The 19,835-nt window shown below is 52.5% G+C and carries 17 protein-coding genes; 11 read left to right on the top strand and 6 right to left on the bottom strand.

Annotated features, from left to right (window positions below):
- Positions 1-26: 26 nt before the first annotated feature.
- Positions 27-635, bottom strand: a complete 609-nt coding sequence (locus tag L3K52_16995; GenBank protein ID UOG91862.1) for a hypothetical protein — start codon at positions 633-635, stop codon at positions 27-29.
- Between the two features lie 204 nt (positions 636-839).
- Between L3K52_16995 and L3K52_16990 the strand changes: the two genes are divergently transcribed.
- The 6 genes from L3K52_16990 (at position 840) to folK (ending at position 6,613) form a co-directional block, all read left to right on the top strand.
- Positions 840-1,766, top strand: a complete 927-nt coding sequence (locus L3K52_16990) for a hypothetical protein (protein UOG91861.1) — start codon at positions 840-842, stop codon at positions 1,764-1,766.
- Between the two features lie 108 nt (positions 1,767-1,874).
- Entirely contained in the window at positions 1,875-3,425 is a 1,551-nt protein-coding gene (locus tag L3K52_16985) for a 2-isopropylmalate synthase (GenBank protein ID UOG91860.1), read from the top strand.
- A 6-nt stretch (positions 3,426-3,431) separates the two neighbouring features.
- The gene (locus L3K52_16980) at positions 3,432-4,235 is read left to right on the top strand and encodes a uracil-DNA glycosylase (GenBank protein UOG91859.1); all 804 of its coding nucleotides are present in this window, start codon (positions 3,432-3,434) and stop codon (positions 4,233-4,235) included.
- Positions 4,219-4,686: a ribosomal protein S18-alanine N-acetyltransferase gene (gene rimI / locus L3K52_16975; protein UOG91858.1), complete on the top strand. Its 468-nt coding sequence runs from the start codon at positions 4,219-4,221 to the stop codon at positions 4,684-4,686. Before L3K52_16980 ends, rimI begins: the two co-directional genes overlap by 17 nt.
- A gap of 122 nt (positions 4,687-4,808) precedes the next feature.
- Entirely contained in the window at positions 4,809-6,119 is a 1,311-nt protein-coding gene (gene pcnB / locus L3K52_16970; protein ID UOG91857.1) for a polynucleotide adenylyltransferase PcnB, read from the top strand.
- Complete coding sequence (gene folK / locus L3K52_16965) at positions 6,116-6,613, top strand: 2-amino-4-hydroxy-6-hydroxymethyldihydropteridine diphosphokinase (protein ID UOG91856.1); 498 nt, start codon at positions 6,116-6,118, stop codon at positions 6,611-6,613. The genes pcnB and folK overlap by 4 nt, the downstream gene beginning before the upstream one ends.
- 51 nt (positions 6,614-6,664) lie before the next feature.
- Here folK and L3K52_16960 read toward each other — a convergent pair whose 3' ends face one another.
- Genes L3K52_16960 through L3K52_16950 form a run of 3 tightly spaced genes read right to left on the bottom strand, consistent with a single transcriptional unit; the run spans position 6,665 to position 11,396 of the window.
- A complete protein-coding gene (locus L3K52_16960) occupies positions 6,665-9,685 on the bottom strand; it encodes an efflux RND transporter permease subunit (protein UOG91855.1) in 3,021 nt (1,006 codons plus the stop codon).
- Positions 9,682-10,758: an efflux RND transporter periplasmic adaptor subunit gene (locus L3K52_16955; protein UOG91854.1), complete on the bottom strand. Its 1,077-nt coding sequence runs from the start codon at positions 10,756-10,758 to the stop codon at positions 9,682-9,684. The genes L3K52_16960 and L3K52_16955 overlap by 4 nt, the downstream gene beginning before the upstream one ends.
- Entirely contained in the window at positions 10,758-11,396 is a 639-nt protein-coding gene (locus L3K52_16950) for a TetR/AcrR family transcriptional regulator (protein UOG91853.1), read from the bottom strand. The genes L3K52_16955 and L3K52_16950 overlap by 1 nt, the downstream gene beginning before the upstream one ends.
- A gap of 136 nt (positions 11,397-11,532) precedes the next feature.
- Here L3K52_16950 and L3K52_16945 point away from each other — a divergent pair, with 136 nt between their 5' ends.
- The 4 genes from L3K52_16945 to dapD all read left to right on the top strand — a co-directional run bounded on the left by L3K52_16945 (position 11,533) and on the right by dapD (position 15,201).
- Entirely contained in the window at positions 11,533-12,714 is a 1,182-nt protein-coding gene (locus L3K52_16945) for an ATP-binding protein (protein ID UOG91852.1), read from the top strand.
- Between the two features lie 14 nt (positions 12,715-12,728).
- On the top strand, positions 12,729-13,079 hold the full coding sequence (locus L3K52_16940) for a YajD family HNH nuclease (protein UOG91851.1): 351 nt from the start codon (positions 12,729-12,731) through the stop codon (positions 13,077-13,079).
- Positions 13,080-13,159: 80 nt separating this feature from the next.
- Positions 13,160-14,353, top strand: a complete 1,194-nt coding sequence (dapC, locus tag L3K52_16935) for a succinyldiaminopimelate transaminase (protein UOG91850.1) — start codon at positions 13,160-13,162, stop codon at positions 14,351-14,353.
- A gap of 14 nt (positions 14,354-14,367) precedes the next feature.
- Positions 14,368-15,201 carry a 2,3,4,5-tetrahydropyridine-2,6-dicarboxylate N-succinyltransferase gene (dapD, locus tag L3K52_16930; GenBank protein UOG91849.1) on the top strand — a complete coding sequence of 278 codons (834 nt, stop codon included), beginning with the start codon at positions 14,368-14,370 and terminating at the stop codon, positions 15,199-15,201.
- Here the strand turns inward: dapD and L3K52_16925 are convergent.
- On the bottom strand, positions 15,198-16,763 hold the full coding sequence (locus tag L3K52_16925) for a hypothetical protein (GenBank protein UOG91848.1): 1,566 nt from the start codon (positions 16,761-16,763) through the stop codon (positions 15,198-15,200). The two genes, dapD and L3K52_16925, sit on opposite strands and share 4 nt — an antisense overlap.
- 245 nt (positions 16,764-17,008) lie before the next feature.
- Between L3K52_16925 and L3K52_16920 the strand changes: the two genes are divergently transcribed.
- A complete protein-coding gene (locus L3K52_16920; GenBank protein UOG91847.1) occupies positions 17,009-17,656 on the top strand; it encodes a lytic transglycosylase domain-containing protein in 648 nt (215 codons plus the stop codon).
- Here the strand turns inward: L3K52_16920 and ppk1 are convergent.
- Positions 17,653-19,737, bottom strand: a complete 2,085-nt coding sequence (gene ppk1, locus L3K52_16915) for a polyphosphate kinase 1 (GenBank protein ID UOG91846.1) — start codon at positions 19,735-19,737, stop codon at positions 17,653-17,655. The genes L3K52_16920 and ppk1 overlap by 4 nt on opposite strands.
- Positions 19,738-19,835: the final 98 nt, after the last annotated feature.

Genomic DNA, 19,835 nt, shown 5'->3' with positions numbered 1-19,835 from the left:
AAGCCGAAACTTCCCAGACTAAACTACTAACCTGCGGTTAATGTGTACGTAACAGTAACCGTTTGACCTGTTGCATGTGCCATCATGCCAGTACTATCAGGTGCGAGGATATACTCGATAGCTCGTGCTGCTACGACGCCCTCTGTTGTTGCCGTGCGGGTATTACCAATGGCGTCGACTAAATCAACGTTTGTTGTGCCGTTAAACGGAATCTCTGTGCCATCAGTTCCATCAGGTTTAGCAACCTTCACTGATAATTTCCAACCAGCAGGTAGAGCAGCGTTTAATTTACCTTGAAGTGTGCGGGTTGTACTACCAGCCGCCGCGACATTAGAACTGAGTTTGTAGGTAACACCTGTCAATTTTTGAGAACCAGTGAACGCCTCACCTGCGTTTTTTGGTGTGACAATCTTTGTTGCTGCATCAGTACTAGTATCATCAACAGTGATGGTCATTGCGCCTTCGCCTGATGCATCAATTACATCTAACAATGCAACTTGAGGAACGGTAACGGTAACAGTTTGGGTATCATCAGCATCAGTGCCGTCGGTAGCTGCCCCTGTTTTGTAAGCAGCGAAAGCGGAAGGAGTTGCGAGGATTGCAGCGATAGAAAAGATCAAGATTTTCTTATTCATAATATGCTCTACTTTGTTGTTGATTTATTGAAATTATGTTTAGTTTGCATAGAGTTCAGGTTTATCGCCCCATGAACTGAGTGTATAGTATATGGCTTGTGTCTTTTTTACCAGACAGGTGATGAAATTTTTTATCATTATCATGTCTAATAAATAGACATTCCTGAGCTAAAAATGATTAAAAATATTGCAGGAAACGCTATCATGTTGATTAGTAATTTCTATTATGAATTCTTGATACTGGGGTTAGTGAGTACGTTACTGCTGTTACTGTATGTGTTGTATGTGCGGGTTCCGGTGGATGCGGCTTATTTGCGCACTGGCTTGGGTAAGCCTAAAGTCTTGCTCGGTAGTGGTGGCTTTGTGATTCCGTTCTTGCACACACTCACGCCCGTTAATCTGCAAACGTATAGCCTTGAATTACACTTGCATGGCGAAAACTCTCTGATTACCAAAGATTTATTGCGTGTCGATGCCCTAATCGTTTTCAGTGTTAGGGTGGCGGCTCAACCTAACAGCATCCAAATCGCAGCAAGGGTACTCGGTGAAGTGGATTTGCAACGCGGCACAATCCAATCCTTACTAGAAGCAGAGGGTACAGCCGTATTACGTGGCACGGCTGCTATGATGCCGTTCAGCAGCGTGCATCAGCAACGCCAAGATTTCACTGAAACCGTCAACCGTCGCCTTAACCTGCAACTGCAAAAATATGGGTTGGAAGTGGTCTCAACCGCCCTGATGAAGGTAGAACAAACGTCGAAAAACTACTATGACCCTCAACAAGTATTAGATGCGCAAGGACTGATGTTGTTGGAGAAAGCCCAATTTACCTATGCTAAGCAGCGTCAACTCCAACGTTGGAATGCTGAATCATCTGCCCGCCGCCACGATTTTGAAACGGCAATACAGCGCATGGCGTGGGAACGTGATGAATTCACGGCTCGCTTACAGCACATTCGCTTCAAAGCCGAAGCCGATGCGAAAGCCGAGCAAGAGTTGGATGAAATTCATTTGGCGAAAGAGTTGGCATTTGAAATGGCACAGCGGGATGTGCAACTTATTCGCCTGCAAACCGAACAAGAGTTGAAGGCTGCTCAATCCATCGTCCCGTTAAAACTGGTCAGTGCATAAATTCCTACGCCGAGTGGGGCAACACGCGCTATCATTAGCCTCACTTTAAGAATTGATACAACGGTTGCCAGCCACACGCGCAGCGCAGCCGTGTTTAGGAGCAGGAACATGTCCAAAGACCGTTTGATTATTTTTGATACCACCTTACGTGATGGCGAACAAAGCCCCGGCGCGTCCATGACGCAAGAAGAGAAAATCCGCATTGCGTTGATGCTGGAAAAAATGCGCGTGGATGTGATCGAAGGCGGTTTCCCGATTGCCAGCCCCGGCGATTTTGAGGCGGTGAAAGCGATTGCCAGCCTTGTCAAAGACAGCACCATTTGCGGTTTGGCGCGTGCCTTGGAAAAGGATATTGACCGTGCGGCAGAAGCGATTAAGCCCGCGAATTCCGGGCGTATCCACACCTTTATTGCTACCTCACCGATCCACATGCAGAACAAGTTGCGCATGACCCCCGATCAAGTGGTTGAACAGGCGGTATTTGCGGTGAAACGGGCGCGGAATTACACCGATGACGTGGAATTTTCGTGTGAAGACGCGGGGCGTTCCGAGTTCGATTTTCTGTGCCGTGTAATTGAAGCGGCGATTAATGCGGGGGCGCGTACCATCAATATTCCCGACACAGTGGGTTATCAGATTCCCTCGGTGTTTGGCGATATGGTCGGGCGTTTGATTGCGCATATTCCGAATGCTGACAAAGCAATCTTTTCGGTGCATTGCCACAATGACCTCGGTTTGGCGGTGGGCAATTCCTTGGCGGCAGTGATGCAAGGCGCACGTCAGGTGGAATGTACTATCAACGGTTTAGGCGAACGCGCCGGTAACGCTTCCTTGGAAGAAGTGGTCATGGCGATTCGGGTGCGCCCCGACGTATTCCCGGTCGAAACCCGCATTGAAACCACGCATATCGTGCCGACTTCGCGTTTGGTTTCCAGTGTCACCGGCTTCCCGGTACAGCCTAACAAAGCCATTGTGGGCGCGAATGCGTTTGCGCACGAATCTGGCATTCACCAAGACGGCGTATTAAAGCACCGCGAAACCTACGAAATCATGCGGGCGCAAGACGTGGGTTGGTCAGACAATAAAATTGTGTTGGGCAAGCATTCCGGGCGCAATGCTTTCAAGACCCGCTTGCAAGAACTCAATATTGTGTTGAAATCCGAAGAAGAACTCAATACCGCCTTCTCGCGCTTCAAAGACTTGGCTGATCGCAAACACGACATCTTCGACGAAGACTTGATGGTGTTAATGATGGATGCGCGTTCTGCCCAAGATTTCATGGCGTATGAATTGATTGCGTTGAATGTTTGTTCCACGACCGGCGAAGCACCAAACGCCAGCGTTACCCTAAAAGCCCACGGCAAAGAACAGACTGCCACGGCTATTGGTGGTGGCCCAGTCGATGCGGTTTACAAAGTCATCGAAAGCATTGTCGGGGAAACCGCGACGCTGGCGCTGTACTCGGTCAACAACATTACTAGCGGTACGGATGCGCAAGGCGAAGTCACGGTACGTTTGGATAAAGGCGGTCGCATTATCCACGGTCACGGCGCGGATACCGACATCGTAATCGCTTCTGCTAAAGCGTATGTGGATGCGTGGAACAAACTCGCCAGCCAAGCGCTGCGCGAACACCCTCAGCACCATCAGGGAGTGTAAACGCGGGTGGATTTGCAGGTACGCCATCGCTACATGCAGGCCATGGGGATTCCGGTGTGGATGCCGAAAGAGATGTGCGGCTTCACCGCTGAAGATTCCCCCCTTCCTAACCTTCCCCCGCAAGGGGAGAAGGGACAAGAGGTGGTACTTACTACTAACCTCGAGCTTCTTTCTCCTTCTTCGCTCCCTTCACCCCTTGCGGGGGAAGGGCTGGGGAAGGGGGGTTCTTCCGACTTCTCCACCCTCTCTTGGCAAGACCTCCGCACCGCCGTCCAGTCCTGCACCCGTTGCGCCCTCAGCAAAACCCGCACCCAAACCGTGTTCGGCACGGGCAATCAACAAGCTGCTTGGATGGTCATTGGCGAAGCCCCCGGTGCGGAAGAAGACCGTCAAGGCGAGCCGTTTGTGGGCAAAGCGGGTCAGTTGCTCAACAATATGTTGCTGGCGATCGGAATGCCGCGTGAAACCGTCTACATCGCCAATGTGCTCAAATGCCGCCCGCCCAATAACCGCGACCCGCAAGCCGACGAAGCTGCCAATTGCCGAGGTTACTTGGAGCGCCAAATTGCCTTGGTGAACCCCGCATTGATTCTGGTGGTCGGGCGCATTGCCGCGCAAAACCTGTTGCAAACCACCGCACCACTGGCGCGTTTGCGTGGGCAAGAACACCGTGCACCAATTAGCGGTACGCCGGTAGTGGTCACGTATCACCCCGCGTACTTATTGCGCCAACCCTCTGATAAGCGTAAAGCTTGGCAGGATTTATTGTTTGCCCGCGAGGTCTTCGCCCGTCATGCTCCAACCCAATGAACCGGATTTTTTACCGCTACGCCCCATGACCTTGAACGATTTGGATGCGGTCATGGCACTGGAGTTACGGGCGTATCCCTTCCCTTGGACATGCGCTATTTTCAGCGATTGCTTAAAACACGGCTACTCCGGCTGGTTGTATGAGCAAGATGGGCAGTTGCAAGGCTATGCCATGTTGATGTTTGTGTTGGATGAAATGCATTTGCTGAATATTTGCATTGCCCCTGAGCGTCAAGGTCAAGGTTTGGGCAGTCGCTTGCTGAAAACGTTGGAGCGTATCGCGCGCACCGGCAACGCAGAAACCTGTTTTTTGGAAGTGCGTCAGTCAAACTTTGCGGCGATTCGCTTGTATTTAAATGCAGGTTTTAATGAGGTTGGGCTGCGCAAAGGCTATTACCAAGCCGAATTTGGGCGTGAAGATGGCATTGTCATGGCAAAAACCCTGTTCTAAGGTCTTGTAAAAAAATTGCGGATAGGGTGTGTATTACCGCTTCGTAGTAGTATTATTGCCACTTTTATGGCAGGAGCTTGAGTAAACGTGTGGGTAAAACGGAATTTTAAAGGTCGGTCGCAATGTTGACCCCAGACAACGCGGTGCATGTGCCACCGGCTGTGCATCATATCCCCGCTGATAAAGTGTGCGGGCGTGCCAAAGATGTAATCAGGCGTTTGCAAAAAGCGGGTTACGAAGCCTATTTAGTGGGTGGTTGTGTCCGCGATTTATTGCTCGGCTTAGTCCCCAAAGATTTTGATATTGCGACCAGTGCGCACCCTGAAGAGATTCGGCGTTTATTCAACTCCTGCCGTTTGATTGGGCGACGTTTTCGTTTAGCGCACATTTATTATGGGCGTGATTATTTGGAAGTAGCGACCTTCCGCGCACCCCACGATGACAGTGAAGATGGCGGTAAGGTCAATGATGCCGGGCGCATTATCCACGATAATGTCTATGGCACCTTGGAAGAAGACGTGTGGCGGCGTGATTTCACCATCAATGCTTTGTTTTACGACCCCATTAGCGATGAATTGCTGGATTTTGTCGGCGGCTTGGATGATTTGCGTAATGGCAAAATCCGTTTGCTCGGCAACCCCGAACAGCGCTTTCGTGAAGACCCGGTGCGGTTGTTGCGGGCGGTGCGGTTTGCGGCAAAATTGAATTTTGAGATTGAACCCGCGACCTTGGCGTGTGTGCGCCCGATGGGAATTTTGTTGGAAGGCGTGTCTTCCGCACGTTTGTTCGATGAAATTATTAAGCTGCTGCACAGCGGTTGTGGTTGGAACACTTTCCGGTTATTGCGCGAATACAATTTGCTGGAATACTTATTGCCGCTGACTTACGAAAGCCTTGAGGACGATGACACCGGCAATTTCGAGCGCATGATCACGTTGTCGTTACAGAATACCGATCAGCGCTTGGCAGAAGGCAAGTCGGTGATGCCCGCGTTTTTGTACGCGGTATTGTTGTGGCACGAAGTTTCGGTGGTGGCTGAAGAGTTGCAGGCACGTGGAATGCCGGAACTTCAGGCAATGACGCAGGCGTCCGGCGATGCTTTGCACGATCAGGTGGATTTCACCGCTGTGCCGCGCCGTTACAGCAATATTACCCGCGAAATTTGGTTGTTGCAGTCGCGTTTCCGTTACCGTGATATTCGTCGCGCCACGACTTTGCTGAGCAATCCGCGTTTTCGGGCGGCGTATGATTTCATGTGCTTACGTGCCGAAGCCGGTGAGCCAGTCGACGATGATGCGGAATGGTGGACGGCGTTCCAGAGCGCTACGCACGAAGAGCGCGAAGCCATGTGCAAAGGCGCGGCAATCAAAGGCAGTTTGCGCCGCCGTAAAAAACGCCGTAAACCTAACGCTGTGACCAAATCTGCTTCATGACGCCAGTGCTTTGCTACATTGGTTTAGGCAGCAATCTGGGCGATCCAGTGGCGAATTTGCACTCGGCACTGAAGCACTTGGCGGGCGCAGAAGGCGTGGCATTGCGGGGCGTATCGCGCTTTTACACCAGCAAACCGATGGGGCCGCAAGATCAACCGGATTATGTGAATGCGGTGGCGAGTGTACTGACGCAGCTTTCTGCACACGCTTTATTGCAAACCTTATTCGCAGTGGAACGGGCGCACGGGCGGGTACGGGACGCAGCGTTGCGTTGGGGGCCGCGTACCCTTGACCTCGATTTATTGCTGTATGGCGATGCCATCATTAACACGCCTGATTTGTGTGTTCCTCACCCCGGTATCGGTGAACGCTCGTTTGTGGTGTTGCCCTTGCTGGATCTTGCGCCGCATCGGGTGTTACCGGATGGGCGCAGTTTGTCCGCTTGCCGTGCAGCATTGGCGTGTGATGACCTTTATCCGCTCACACTGGGTTGAACGGCTTCATTAAACGCCGCTTTGCCTTTGCTCAGTTTGAACCCTATCGTATTACACCGCTGGTAAAAACAGCAGCGTTAGCACCGTCGCCACCAATAAGCCGCCCATAATCGCAATCGCCATTGGCCCAAAGAAAACGCTTTCCGACAAGGGAATCATCGCCAAAATCGCGGCGAGGGCGGTGAGCATAATGGGGCGGAAACGCACTACCGCCGCTTCAATTACGGCTTCACGCGGCACAAACCCCGCGTCAATATTGCGCTCGATTTGATCCAGTAAAATCACCGAGTTGCGCATAATCATGCCGGAAAGCGCAATTGTCCCCAACATGGCAACAAACCCGAACGGGCGATCAAACAGCAGTAAAAACAACGCAACCCCAATCAAGCCAAACGGTGCTGTCAACACCACCATAATGACGCGCTGGAAACTTTGTAATTGAATCATTAGCAGCGTGAGCACTACCACGATGAAGAGCGGGAAACCCGCGCCGATGGATTCGTTGCCTTTGGCACTTTCTTCTACCGCGCCGCCGATTTCCAGCTTGTAGCCCAGTGGCAAGTTGGCGCGAATTTCACCCAAACGCGCTTCAACTTCTGTTGTCACGGTTGGTGCTTGAATCTTGCTGTAAATATCACCGCGCACCGTGATGGTTCGGGTGCGGTTGCGATGCCAGAGAATGCCTTCTTCCTGCACGTAGTCGATGGTTGCCAGTTGTGAGAGGGGAACGGTGTTGCCGGTGTTGGTCGGTACATTCAACCCGGCAAGGCGCGAGAGCAAATCACGTTCGCCTTCCGTTCCGCGCAACAGAATCGGGATGGTTTGATCTTGCTCGCGGAATTCGCCAATCGGTGTGCCGCTCAAGGTGCTTTGCAGCAGTTGCGAGAGCGCGGATTGCGTGACCCCAAGGCTGATGGCTTTGGCGGTATCGAGTTTCAGGCGAATCGCTTTGCTGCGTTCGTTCCAGTCGAGATGCACATTCACCAAATGCGGGTTGGCACGCATGACGGTGGCGACTTGCTCGCCGAGTTCGCGTAATTGCCACAAATCTTCACCCGATACACGGAATTGCACGGGGTAACCGACCGGCGGGCCATTTTCCAGACGAATCACCCGCCCGCGAGCCAAGCCAAACATGGGGCTATTGTCCAACAGGTCAATGAGTTTGCTGCGCAAGGCTTCGCGGTCGGCGATGCTTTTGGTGGTAATCACGAATTGTGCAAAACTGGGGGAGGGCAGTTGTTGGTCTAAGGGCAGGTAGAAACGCGGTGCGCCATTGCCGACATACGCTGCAAAGTTTTCGATGTGTTCCGTTTGGGTGTCGAGGTATTGCTCCAGCTTGCGGGTTTCAGCTTCGGTGGCTTGCAGCGAAGAACCTTCGGGCAATTTCAAATCCACCACCAATTCCATGCGGGTGGAATCGGGGAAAAATTGTTGCTGCACAAACTGAAACATGAAAATTGACCCGGCAAAGGTCGCCACCGTCAGCACAATAACGATCAATGGGTAGGCGACACAGGCTTTGATCAAGCCGCGAAATCCGCGATAGAAGCGCGTGGCAAGTTTGGATTCGTGATGCTGGTGTTGTCTTTCTGGCAACAACTTATACCCCAAATACGGAATCACGATCACCGCAACAAACCACGAAATCACCAAAGCAATCGTGACCACTTCAAAAATCGAACGGGTGTATTCCCCCACGGAAGATTGCGCGGTGGCAATCGGTAAGAACCCGGCGGCAGTGACTAAGGTACCCGTCAACATCGGAAACGCAGTTGTGGTGTAGGCAAAGCTGGCGGCTTTCACCCGATCCCAACCTGCTTCCATTTTCACCAGCATGACTTCGATGGCAATAATCGCATCATCCACCAGCAAACCCAGCGCGAGTACCAGCGACCCCAATGAAATTTTGTGCAAGCCAATCCCGAATAAGTGCATGACAAAAAAAGTCGCTGCCAATACCAACGGAATCGAAAGTGCCACGACTGCCCCCGCTCGCATTCCCAAGCTCAAAAAGCTGACGGTCAGCACGATAATGACGGCTTCCGCTACCACTTTGAGGAATTCGTTGATGGAGCGTGTCACCGCCGTGGGCTGGTCGTTGACGCGATGCAATGCCATGCCCACCGGCAATTGGCTTTCGATACGTACCAGTGCGGCATCCAGCGATTTCCCCAGTGCAATAATGTCGCCACCTTTGCGCATCGAAATCCCAATTCCCAAGGCTGCTTGCCCTTGATAGCGGAAGGTGGAATGGGGTGGGTCGGCATAGCCGCGTGTGACTTCGGCGACTTCATGCAAGCGCAGGGTGCGATTGCCAAGGGTGATTGGTAAATTGCGAATGTCTTCAAGGTCGCTGAAGGCACCGGCGGGGCGCACGTAAATGCGGTCGGTTGCCGTATTGTAAGCGCCAACGGCAGCGATGGCGTTTTGCGCTTGCAGCACATCGACCAGTTGTTGCACGCTAAAACCGAGGTTTGCCAGTTTGCTGTTAGCAAGGGTGATGGTGACGCGCTCTTCTTGCTCGCCAATGCTGAGGATTTTTGCCACGTCTTTGACCAATAGCAGTTCTTTGCGAATGCCATCCGCTGCGTCGCGTAATTGCGCAAAGCTGAAACCGTCGCCGGTCAGGGCAAAGATATTGCCGTAAGTTTCCCCGAATTCATCGTTGAATAACGGCCCCACCACGCCTTGCGGCAGGGTATGGCGCATGTCATTCACCCGTTTGCGAATGTCGTAAAACATATCGGGCATGGCGGCAGAGGGCGCATCATCTTTGGCAATCACAAAGATATTGGTTTCGCCGGGGCGGGAAAAGCTGCGCACAATATCGACGTGCGCGGTTTCGAGAATGACTTTTTCGATGCGTTCGGTAACTTGTGACTCGATTTCTGGTGCGGTGGCACCCGACCAGTAGGCTTGCACCAGCATGACTTTAAAGGTGAACGGCGGGTCTTCCGATTGCCCTAATTTGGTGTAGCCGAAAATGCCCAGCCCTAAGGTGAGCACCATCAGGTAGAGCACGAAGCTACGGTGGCGTAGCGCCCATGCCGAAAGGTTGAAACTGCTCATGAGCCTGCCCCATCGTAAGGAATCGGGTTGATCACTTGCCCGGCACTGAGTTTGTGAACCCCAGCCGCAATCACTTTTGTGCCGACGGGTAGGTCGCTAACGCTAATGCCATCATGCTGATACGCCAGCACGGTGATGGGGCGTAATGTGACCTGATTATCCGCCCCGACGACCCACACTGCTGTTTGTTGCGCTTGCTGAAACAGTGCTGATGCGGGCAACCAACGTGCGGTTTGCGTGGCGTTGATGGGCAGTTTAACGTCGGCAGTTACCCCTAAACGCAAGCCAGCGGGCGGATTCAGCAGGCTGATTTTGACCAGAAAACTGCGGGTGGCATCGGCGGCGGGGGAAATTTCGCGTACTTTGCCTTGCAAGACCTTATCGGGTTGTGACCACAGGGTAATGTCGGTCAGCGTGCCGGTTTGCAAGGTTTGTGCGGTGGTTTCGCCGACACGGATGTGGACTTCGCGCTCGCCTGCGTAAGCGATGTGGACAACGGGTGTGCCAGCGGCAACGACTTGCCCCGCTTCGGTGTGGACTTGGGTGATAATGCCGTCTTGATCCGCGACGAGTTCGGTGTAGCCTGCTTGATTGCCGCTGAGTTTGAGTTGGGCTTGGGCGGCGGTGACTCGTGCATTGGCGGCGTCGTGGGCGGCTTGGGCGTTATCTAACGCAGATTGTCCGATGAACTGTTTGCGGTGCAATTCGCGGATACGGGTTAATTCGGCTTGGGCGTTGGTGAGGTCGGCTTCTGCGGCGGCGAGATTGGCGCGGGTGCTGCTCAGATTCAGTGCGACGTCAGCGGTGTCGAGGCTGGCGAGGACTTGCCCGGCTTTGACGGTATCGCCGGGGTCGACGTGGCGTTTGATGACTTTGCCACCGACGCGGAAAGCGAGATCGGCTTCCAGACGTGCTTGGGTTTCGCCGGAAAAGGTTAGCGTGTTGGCGGTGTGCGTGTCATTGACCGTCCAGACTTGGGCGGGGCGTATGACGGTGGCGGTAGTTTTTGGCTCTTGACAGGCACTCAGGGTGAAAAGGAGTGCAATGCTTGACCATAACAGTTTGGGTTTCATCAATGAATCTCCGAGGTGAGTGCGCCGCGCCAGAGGGATTTCAGGGCGGCTTCGAGCATTTGTAAATAATCATCGGCGCAAGCGCATAAGAGTGAGCGCTCTTTCATCAATTCCTTCAAGGGGGTTGGGCGCAGCAACTGCCACAAACCGATCAACAGCGCATAGCTTTGCAGCATGAGGGCTTGCGTGGCTTGCGGGAAATGGTCACGCAGTGCGGTGACGACTTCGGCTAATTGGGTGAAGGTGCGCTGTTCAAAGGCAAACGCAATGTCGAGTGGAATTTGGCGTTCCAATAAGCCATGGCACAACGTAGCAACCGGCAGAAAGGCGGGGAAATCCAGCAAAAATTGCCGTTGAATGCTGAACAAATCGTCTATGGTCATCGGAGGCGCATGTTGGGCGCGTGCTTTCAAACGGCTAAAAAATGTAGCATTATGGCGCTCGTGAATGCCGAGGAATAGCTCCTCCTTGCTGCGGAAATACAAGTAGACTGTGCCTTTAGCAAGCCCTGCGGCGGTGGCGATGTCAGCGACATTGCACATGCGTTCAGGATGGGTGAGCCAAAGCTGTTCGGCAGTATCAAGGATAGCTTCGCGGCGCAGTTCCTTGTCTTCGGGGTTAGTGGCACGGATTTGCATGTAAATGACTGCTGGTCAGTTGTTTGTGAAGATTGTAAATGACCAACAGTCAGTTGTCTAGCGTATTACTTATTGCAGAGTTATCTCAATATTCATACAATTTGATGATCGTCATGTGAGATTGTATGAAATGTTAATGCGTAACCTTGCTGCCACGCTCCAGCGACTCGCAGCCGCTTTCCCTGTCATCACTGTCACCGGCCCGCGTCAGTCGGGTAAAACCACGTTGGTTCGCGCCCTGTTTGCGGATAAGCCTTATGTTACGTTGGAAGACCCTATCGAACGTGAATTTGCCCGCGAAGACCCGCGTGGTTTTCTCGCCAGATTTGCCAGCGGTGCAATTTTTGACGAAGCCCAGCGCTGGCCTGATCTATTCTCGTATTTGCAAGGCATGGTGGATAATGACCGGCAAGTCGGGCGGTTCATTTTGACTGGCTCACAACAGTTTGGTTTGTTAGCGGGGGTATCGCAATCTTTAGCCGGGCGAGCCGGTGTTACCCGTCTGTTACCGCTTACCGCCGATGAAATACCCGCTGTCAGCCAAGGTAACATTAGCCTGAATCAGTTGTTACTGACGGGGGGGTATCCCACTTTGCATACGCAAGTCATACAGCCACACGATTGGTTTGCCAGTTATGTTGCCACTTACGTTGAACGTGACGTGCGTCAAATTATCAATGTGCAAGACTTGAGTACTTTTCAACGGTTTCTGCGTTTATGTGCTGGGCGAACCGGGCAATTATTGAACTTGAATGGTTTAGCCAGCGAAACCGGCATTTCCCATAGCACCGCCCGTGCGTGGATGTCGGTGTTGGAATCCAGCGGTTTGGTGCATTTACTGCCCCCGTATCATCGCAATTTCGGCAAACGTTTGGTCAAAACGCCCAAACTGTACTTCATTGATACCGGATTAGCCTGTTGGTTGTTGGGTATCCGTGCTGAAGAACACCTCGCCTTACACCCTTTGCGTGGTGAGTTATTTGAAACCTGGGTCATCAGTGAATGCCTGAAAGCACGTTACAATGCGGGCTTGCCCGCCGACTTGTATTTCTGGCGCGACAATAACGGCGTGGAGGCAGATTTGGTTTTCGAGTCTGGCAACCAATTGCAAACCGTTGAAATTAAATCGGGGCAAACCATCACCAGTGATTACATCAAAGCCGGTAAACGTTCCACTGCTTTTGCTGCTGGTGAAGTAACGTTAACGCCTTGGTTGATACATGGCGGTACGGATAATTACTTGCGCAGTGGCGTTGAGGTGATTGGTTGGCAACGACTTGCTCGTAAATTTGTATACAATAGCCCAATCATCCACTAACAAGAGGAACCACCATGAAGGCCGATCACGCCAAAATTGTATTAAATGCACGTAAAAATGCCGACGAACGCGCCAAAGGCTACCGCGAACAAGCCTTAAAGCTGTACCCGTGGATTTGCGGGCGTTGTGCGCGGGAATTCACGCACGCCAATTTGCGCGAATTGACGGTGCATCACCGCGATCATAACCACGACAATAACCCGCAAGATGGCAGCAATTGGGAATTGTTGTGCTTGTATTGCCACGATAATGAACATCAAAAGTTAATCGAAGCCGAGCGTGGCGGTTCTGCCGGAACCAGTGGCCCCGCCGCCGCAACGCACAACCCGTTTGCCGATTTGAAAGCGAAGATGCAGAAAAAATAGCGGGGTTGCTGGAGTTTGTGACGCTTTTGGGTTTTCCGGTATACTCTGGCGTTTCAGCCAATTTGGGATAGCCGCGCTCCATGAATCCTGATCTTGCCCGCTTGCAAGCTTACCCGTTTGAACGCATCCGTACCTTGCTGCAAGGCATCAGCCCCGCTGATTTGCCTGCGGTTTCGTTGGCAATGGGGGAACCCAAGCACCCAACCCCTGCTTTCATTCACGAAGCGATTGCAGCAAATTTGGGTGGTTTAGCCCATTACCCGCTCACCAAAGGCTCGGCAGCGTTGCGCGACAGCATTGCTGCTTGGCTGACACAACGCTTTCAGCTTCCGGCAGGATCGGTGGATGCGGAACAGCATGTCATCCCCGTGAATGGTACACGCGAAGCACTGTTTGCGTTCGCGCAAGCGGTGGTGACGCGCACTGGCGATGCGGCGGTGGTGATGCCCAATCCCTTCTACCAGATTTACGAAGGTGCGGCTCTGTTAGCCGGGGCAGAACCCGTGTTTCTGAATTGCACCGCTGCGAATGGTTTCATCCCCGATTTTGCCGCCGTGCCCGCAGCGGTGTGGCAGCGTTGCCAATTGCTCTATATTTGCAGCCCCGGTAATCCCACGGGCGCGGTCATGCCGTTGGAAACGCTGCAATTAGTGCTGCAACTCGCGGAAACCTACAACTTTATTGTCGCGGCAGACGAATGTTATTCCGAACTGTATGCAGACGAATCTCAGCCACCAGCGGGCTTACTACAAGCCGCAGCGCAGATGGGGAATACGGCATGGAAGCGTTGTGTGGTCTTTCATAGCTTGTCGAAACGTTCCAATTCGCCGGGGATGCGTTCTGGCTTTGTGGCAGGCGATGCGGAAATCCTTGCACAATTTTTGTTGTATCGCACCTATCATGGCTGTGCGATGCCGCCACCGTTTCAGGCCGCGAGTGCTGCTGCTTGGGCGGATGAAACCCATGTGCAAACCAACCGTGCCTTGTATCGTGAAAAATTCGCGGCGGTGATGGCGATACTCGCGCCGGTGATGGACGTTTCCCAACCAGCGGCAGGTTTCTACTTGTGGCCGCAAACGCCAGTGGATGACAAAATATTTACCCGTGAATTGTTTGCACGGGCGCATGTGAATGTTGTTCCCGGCAGTTATTTGTCACGGGAGGCGGACGGGATGAATCCGGGCGCAGGGCGGGTACGCCTCGCCTTGGTTGCCCCGTTGGATGAATGTATTGAGGCGGCGGAACGTATCCGGCGCGTAATCGAAACCCTATAAATTTGGAGAAAAGAATGTCAGACGTAAGCCAACTGCAACGCATTATCGAAGAAGCCTTCGAGCGCCGCGCCGACATCAACCCGCGCAATGCAGAAAGCGAAACCCGCGATGCGGTGAACGCAGCGTTGGAATTGCTGAATGCCGGTAAATTGCGCATTGCCACTCAACACGGCGTGGGCAACTGGGAGGTGAACCAATGGCTGAAAAAAGCCGTGTTGCTGTCATTCCGCTTGAATGATAACGAAGTGATGGATGGCGGTTGCACCAACTATTATGACAAAGTGCCATCGAAATTTGCGGGCATGAGCGCGGATGAATTTGCCGCTGGTGGTGTGCGCGTGGTGCCGAATGCGATTGCACGGCGTGGTTCGTACATTGCTCCCGGCTGTGTGCTAATGCCGTCTTATGTCAACATCGGCGCGTATGTGGATAGCGGCACGATGGTGGATACGTGGGCAACGGTCGGTTCTTGCGCACAAATCGGTAAAAACGTGCATTTGTCCGGCGGCGTAGGCATCGGCGGTGTGTTAGAGCCATTGCAAGCGGGGCCGACGATTATCGAAGATAACTGCTTCATCGGCGCACGTTCCGAAGTCGTCGAAGGCGTGATCGTGGAAGAGGGTGCGGTGATTTCAATGGGGGTTTACATTGGTCAAAGCACGCGCATTTATGACCGCGAAACCGGCGAAGTGACCTACGGGCGGGTTCCGGCGGGTTCGGTGGTGGTTTCCGGCAACCTGCCATCCAGCGATGGCAAGTACAGCCTGTATTGCGCGGTGATCGTGAAGAAAGTCGATGCGAAAACCCGCAGCAAAGTGGGCATTAATGAGTTGTTGCGCGACATCTAACGCAACATCTGGAGCAGCGCCCGGTACTTGGGTGCTTCTCCAGTCGCCTGATTAATATGCTCTTTTATTCCCCAACTGCCGTAAGCCTGATAAGTGCGCGGCGCTGAAAACGCCACAAACAAACCATTCCCGGTAATTTTTTGCCAGCCTTCCAGAAATTCGATATACATTGCTTCCATCGGCTGCGCCCGGTTTGCACCAATGTACTGCGGATTGGGGAAGTCGCGAATGGAACGGGCTTTGCGATCCACCAAATGTTGGCCACCTTCATACGCAATCAGTTTAACGCCGTGTTGTTTGGCGATGTCCGCTTGTTTCTGTATGCGGTCGAGGACATTTTGCAGTGAGTAAGCGTTACGTGTGTCCTTCAATAACCGAAAAACGTCTTCCGTGGTGCGTATTTCCCCCTGCTGTTTGTCATGCACATAAAAGTAGGGGGCAATGGCTATGGCATCGGTGTGTTGATAAGCGTTGTTGTAACTGAGCAATAAAGTGCTGAGTTTTGGATTGGCTGCCCAGCTTCCCAACACTCGCACTAGCCGATCGTCGTTGCGAAACACTTGCTCCCAAAGGCGAAACACTTCCAAGGAGCGTTTGACGTAATATTTGTGTCCAGCTTGTGCGGGGTCAGTGTCGAGTTTGTACTGTACGCCCATTTGTTTGGTGTAATGTGCTTGGGTGAACACCGGATTCCACGCTTCGTTGGTGTATTCCACATACACTTTTAAGTGCGGACGCAAATGTTGATGTACATAATCCGCGTATTGCTGCACCAGTTGATCGTCTGCCGCGTGGGGGATATTGAACCACGCATCGGCATTCAATTGATTCGCCAGTTTTACCATGATTTCCAGCGGCGCACCCCGCCGCCCTTCTGCGCCTGCCCAGGTCGCTTGTGACAGGCGCGGCATCTGTTGCCAAGCAGTGATCGGGTTACGGGTAATGCCGGACATATTCATAAAGCGCAGCGTTTTGAAATCGCGCATAAAATTCAGGTAATCGGGATTAAATACAATGTCATCGTAATGCGTTACAAAGTCACGGTAATCACCGTCACACTGTTGATCGCTGTTGACGCGCTGGAACGGATTGCTGGCACAAATGCCACCCGGTAGCAGTACGCGGATATTGCGCAAATAATTGTCGGGTTTGGATTGTTGAATGGTGAGCGTGACTTTGAGATATTTATCGGCGCCAGCCGCAATCTGAATAATGTCTTTGCCGGGCAAGTGCTTGATTAATTGCGCATCGTCGCCATAAGCCAATTCGCCCTCGCCGTCATACAACACGGTGTAATGACCGTCAGGCAAAGTACCCGCAGGCAGCCAATGCAACAAATTGGTACCGGCCTGCCCACCATTGAGCTGTTGCGGCCAGCCGTCGGCGTCATAAACAATGTTACCGTGCGTGAGCTTAGCATCCGCTTCGGCAAACGGCAGCGACATTTTGAAAATATTGACGAAGGGAACACTGGAGTCGACCTGCATCACTTCGTTGGTGTTCATGCCAACCGGCAGGTTAGCGGCGTGTGTTGGTGAGGTGGCAGACAGAAGGCAAACCATGCCATAAATTACCTGCCAAACCGATTTTTTTATTAATGTCACAAGCTATTCCATGCGGCGCGTTAGAATGGCGAAATGATAGCAGGATACGTGACGTTCATCACTGCCTCTGCTGCGAATTGAGCACTAGAATGCAGCGCATCACCATTCACGGAACTTTTGAGCATTACCTTGTCCTAAAAAAGAAACTTGAAATATTAGTTTTTACTAATATACTGGGTAGCAGCTTGATTTGGGGAAAATACATGAGACGTTTAAACAGTGCCATCTTGGTCATCTTATTGGGGTTTGCAACGCTGCAAACAGCCCAAGCAGCGGGTTGTGGCACCAGTGCCAGTGCGGTTAATAAAAATGCAGCAGCACATTTGGAATCGATCCAGAAATATTCAGAAAAATACGGCGTTAGCGCGGATATGGTGAAAGCCGTGATCGCTGTCGAATCCTGCTACAACAGCACGGCTTTGTCGCCCAAAGGGGCGCAGGGTTTGATGCAATTGATTCCCGCGACCGCCGAACGTTTCGGGGTGGAGGATGCATTTAACACCACCCAAAATATTCACGGTGGCACGCGCTACCTGAGTTGGCTGATGAAACGCTATGACGGCGATTTATACAAAGCGGTTGCGGCGTACAATGCGGGCGAAGGCGCGGTTGATAAATACAAAGGCATTCCGCCGTATAACGAAACCCAACATTATGTGCGTAAAGTCTTGGCGGTGTATAACGGTTTGAGTGGGCAGGCGATTGCGTTACCCGCTGTCAGCACCGCTTCTGGGAAAGGCAATAACGGTGCAGTTAGCGCCCCGGCTAAACAAGTGTTCCCCGCCGGTAAACCGGGGCGCTCTGGTTGGCAAGCAGCCAAGGCCAAAGCGCCGCACTTGTTTAAGCATTAAACATTCGTTAGCAGTTTTAACAGTTGTTGCTGAGCATTGCTGTTTGCTGTTTCGGCGTTTGCGGGTTGTTGGCGCACATACGTGCCATCCGCCTGCAATTCCCACGCCTGTGTATTGTCTTGCAAATGCAATTCAAAGGCCTCATGAATAATCCGTTGGCGCAATACGCGGTCTAAGATCGGAAAAGCCACTTCCACCCGTCGGAAAAAATTGCGCGGCATCCAGTCAGCACTGGAGCAATACAATTCCTCATCCCCTGCATTTTGAAAATAAAACACCCGTGGATGTTCCAAAAATCGTCCCATCACCGAGCGCACGTGAATGTTTTCAGAAATGCCCGCAATCCCCGGGCGCAAACAGCAAACGCCACGCACCACCAGTTCTACCCGCACGCCAGCTTGTGACGCTTGATACAAGGCGCGGATGGTTTGCGGCTCAATCAAAGCATTCATGCGGGCGCGGATCAATGCCGGTTTGCCTGCCCGTGCGTGTTGGATTTCGCGTTGAATTTTATCCATCACCGCTTGGTGCAAGTTAAAGGGCGCTTCCAGTAAATATTTCAAGTCGCGCATTCGCCCCAGCCCGGTGAGCATGTGGAAGACTTTGTGCACGTCTTCCGTCATATCAGGCTGGCAGGTGAGCAGGCCGAAGTCGGTATAAATGCGTGCCGTGCCGGGGTGATAATTGCCGGTACCAAGGTGCGCGTAACTACGCAGGCGCTTGCCCTCGCGCCGCACCACCAAACACAATTTGGCGTGCGTTTTATAGCCGACCACGCCGTACACCACATGCGCTCCGGCATTTTGGAGCTGACTAGCGAGGTCGATATTGGCTTCTTCATCGAAACGGGCGCGTAATTCAACCACGACAGTGACTTCTTTGCCCAAACGCGCGGCGCGAATCAGGTGTTTGACCAGCTCGGATTGCTTGCCGGTGCGATACAAGGTCATTTTAATGGCTAACACGTCAGGGTCTTGCACCGCTTGCCCGATGAAGTCCAGCACTGTTTGAAAACTCTGGTAAGGGTGGTGCATTAAAACATCGCCGTGTTTGATGCACTCAAACAAATCCGAGTGATGTTCGGCAAGCGATGGGGCAGGGCGAAATGGTGGGAAACGCAAGTCAGGGCGCTCTACCAGATCCGCAATCGGCATCAAGCGATTGAGATTGACCGGGCCATTGACATTGTAAACGTCCTGCTCGCACAGGTGAAAATGTTCCATTAAATATTCGACATTACCCGGTGGGCAATGGTCGGCGACTTCCAAACGTACCACGGCACCGTAATTGCGTTGTGGTAATTCGCCTTGCATGGCCTGCAACAGATCTTCGACCTCTTCCTCATCCACGTACATATTGCTGTTGCGGGTGAGGCGGAATTGGTAGCAGCCCGACACTTCCATGCCGGGGAAGAGCCGCTCAATAAACGCGTGCAAGATCGAAGAAAGAAACACAAAACTGTCTTTGCTGGCAGCCATGTTTGCGGGTAAACGGATAATGCGCGGTAATGTGCGCGGTGCTTGCACTATCGCGGTGTCAATTTCGCGCCCAAAGGCATCCGTGCCTTGCAAGCCAACGATAAAGTTGAGGCTTTTGTTGATGACGTTCGGGAACGGGTGCGCCGGGTCTAGCCCTAGCGGGCTTAGCAAGGGCATGAGTTCGCGGTCGAAATAATCCGATAGCCACGCAAGCTGGCGTTCATCCCAATGCGTGCGGCGCACAAAGTAAATGTTTTCTTGGCGCAGCGCGGGAATCAGTTCGTCATTTAGCAGCTTGTATTGGGTTTCCACCAAGGTATGGGCGATGGTGGTAATCTGTTTCAAGGCCGCCGTGGGGGTTAAGCCATCCGCGCCAATCGAGGCGATGTCCAGTTGCAATTGTTGTTTGAGACTGGCGACGCGGACTTCAAAAAATTCATCCATATTCGCGCTGGAAATGCACAAAAAGCGCAGACGTTCCAACAGCGGTACTCGCGGATCTTGTGCCAACTCCATGACGCGCCGGTTAAAAGCAAGCAAACTGAGTTCACGATTAAGGTAGTAATCGGGATTATTCAGGTCGGGTGCAGCATTTTCCTGCATGATAACATCCTGTTCCGTATCCGGTATTGTTAGTAATTGGCAGCCACCATAGTAGCAGGTTGTGACGCTTTGATGACACTCTCTGTAGAGGTAATCAT

It is taken from the genome of Candidatus Thiothrix sulfatifontis, from assembly GCA_022828425.1.
GTDB lineage: Bacteria > Pseudomonadota > Gammaproteobacteria > Thiotrichales > Thiotrichaceae > Thiothrix > Thiothrix sulfatifontis.
Note: the sequence above shows the minus strand (reverse complement) of the source record. Positions and strands in the feature narration are given on the sequence as shown.

Coding starts and splice junctions, on each gene's coding strand:
- pcnB (UOG91857.1), top strand. CDS start 4,809: ATGTTGACCCCAGACAACGCGGTGCATGTGCCACCGGCTGTGCATCAT.
- ppk1 (UOG91846.1), bottom strand. CDS start 19,737: ATGCAGGAAAATGCTGCACCCGACCTGAATAATCCCGATTACTACCTT.
- L3K52_16990 (UOG91861.1), top strand. CDS start 840: ATGTTGATTAGTAATTTCTATTATGAATTCTTGATACTGGGGTTAGTG.
- L3K52_16955 (UOG91854.1), bottom strand. CDS start 10,758: ATGAAACCCAAACTGTTATGGTCAAGCATTGCACTCCTTTTCACCCTG.
- L3K52_16985 (UOG91860.1), top strand. CDS start 1,875: ATGTCCAAAGACCGTTTGATTATTTTTGATACCACCTTACGTGATGGC.
- dapC (UOG91850.1), top strand. CDS start 13,160: ATGAATCCTGATCTTGCCCGCTTGCAAGCTTACCCGTTTGAACGCATC.
- L3K52_16995 (UOG91862.1), bottom strand. CDS start 635: ATGAATAAGAAAATCTTGATCTTTTCTATCGCTGCAATCCTCGCAACT.
- rimI (UOG91858.1), top strand. CDS start 4,219: ATGCTCCAACCCAATGAACCGGATTTTTTACCGCTACGCCCCATGACC.
- L3K52_16925 (UOG91848.1), bottom strand. CDS start 16,763: ATGGTTTGCCTTCTGTCTGCCACCTCACCAACACACGCCGCTAACCTG.
- L3K52_16960 (UOG91855.1), bottom strand. CDS start 9,685: ATGAGCAGTTTCAACCTTTCGGCATGGGCGCTACGCCACCGTAGCTTC.
- dapD (UOG91849.1), top strand. CDS start 14,368: ATGTCAGACGTAAGCCAACTGCAACGCATTATCGAAGAAGCCTTCGAG.
- folK (UOG91856.1), top strand. CDS start 6,116: ATGACGCCAGTGCTTTGCTACATTGGTTTAGGCAGCAATCTGGGCGAT.
- L3K52_16920 (UOG91847.1), top strand. CDS start 17,009: ATGAGACGTTTAAACAGTGCCATCTTGGTCATCTTATTGGGGTTTGCA.
- L3K52_16950 (UOG91853.1), bottom strand. CDS start 11,396: ATGCAAATCCGTGCCACTAACCCCGAAGACAAGGAACTGCGCCGCGAA.
- L3K52_16940 (UOG91851.1), top strand. CDS start 12,729: ATGAAGGCCGATCACGCCAAAATTGTATTAAATGCACGTAAAAATGCC.
- L3K52_16945 (UOG91852.1), top strand. CDS start 11,533: ATGCGTAACCTTGCTGCCACGCTCCAGCGACTCGCAGCCGCTTTCCCT.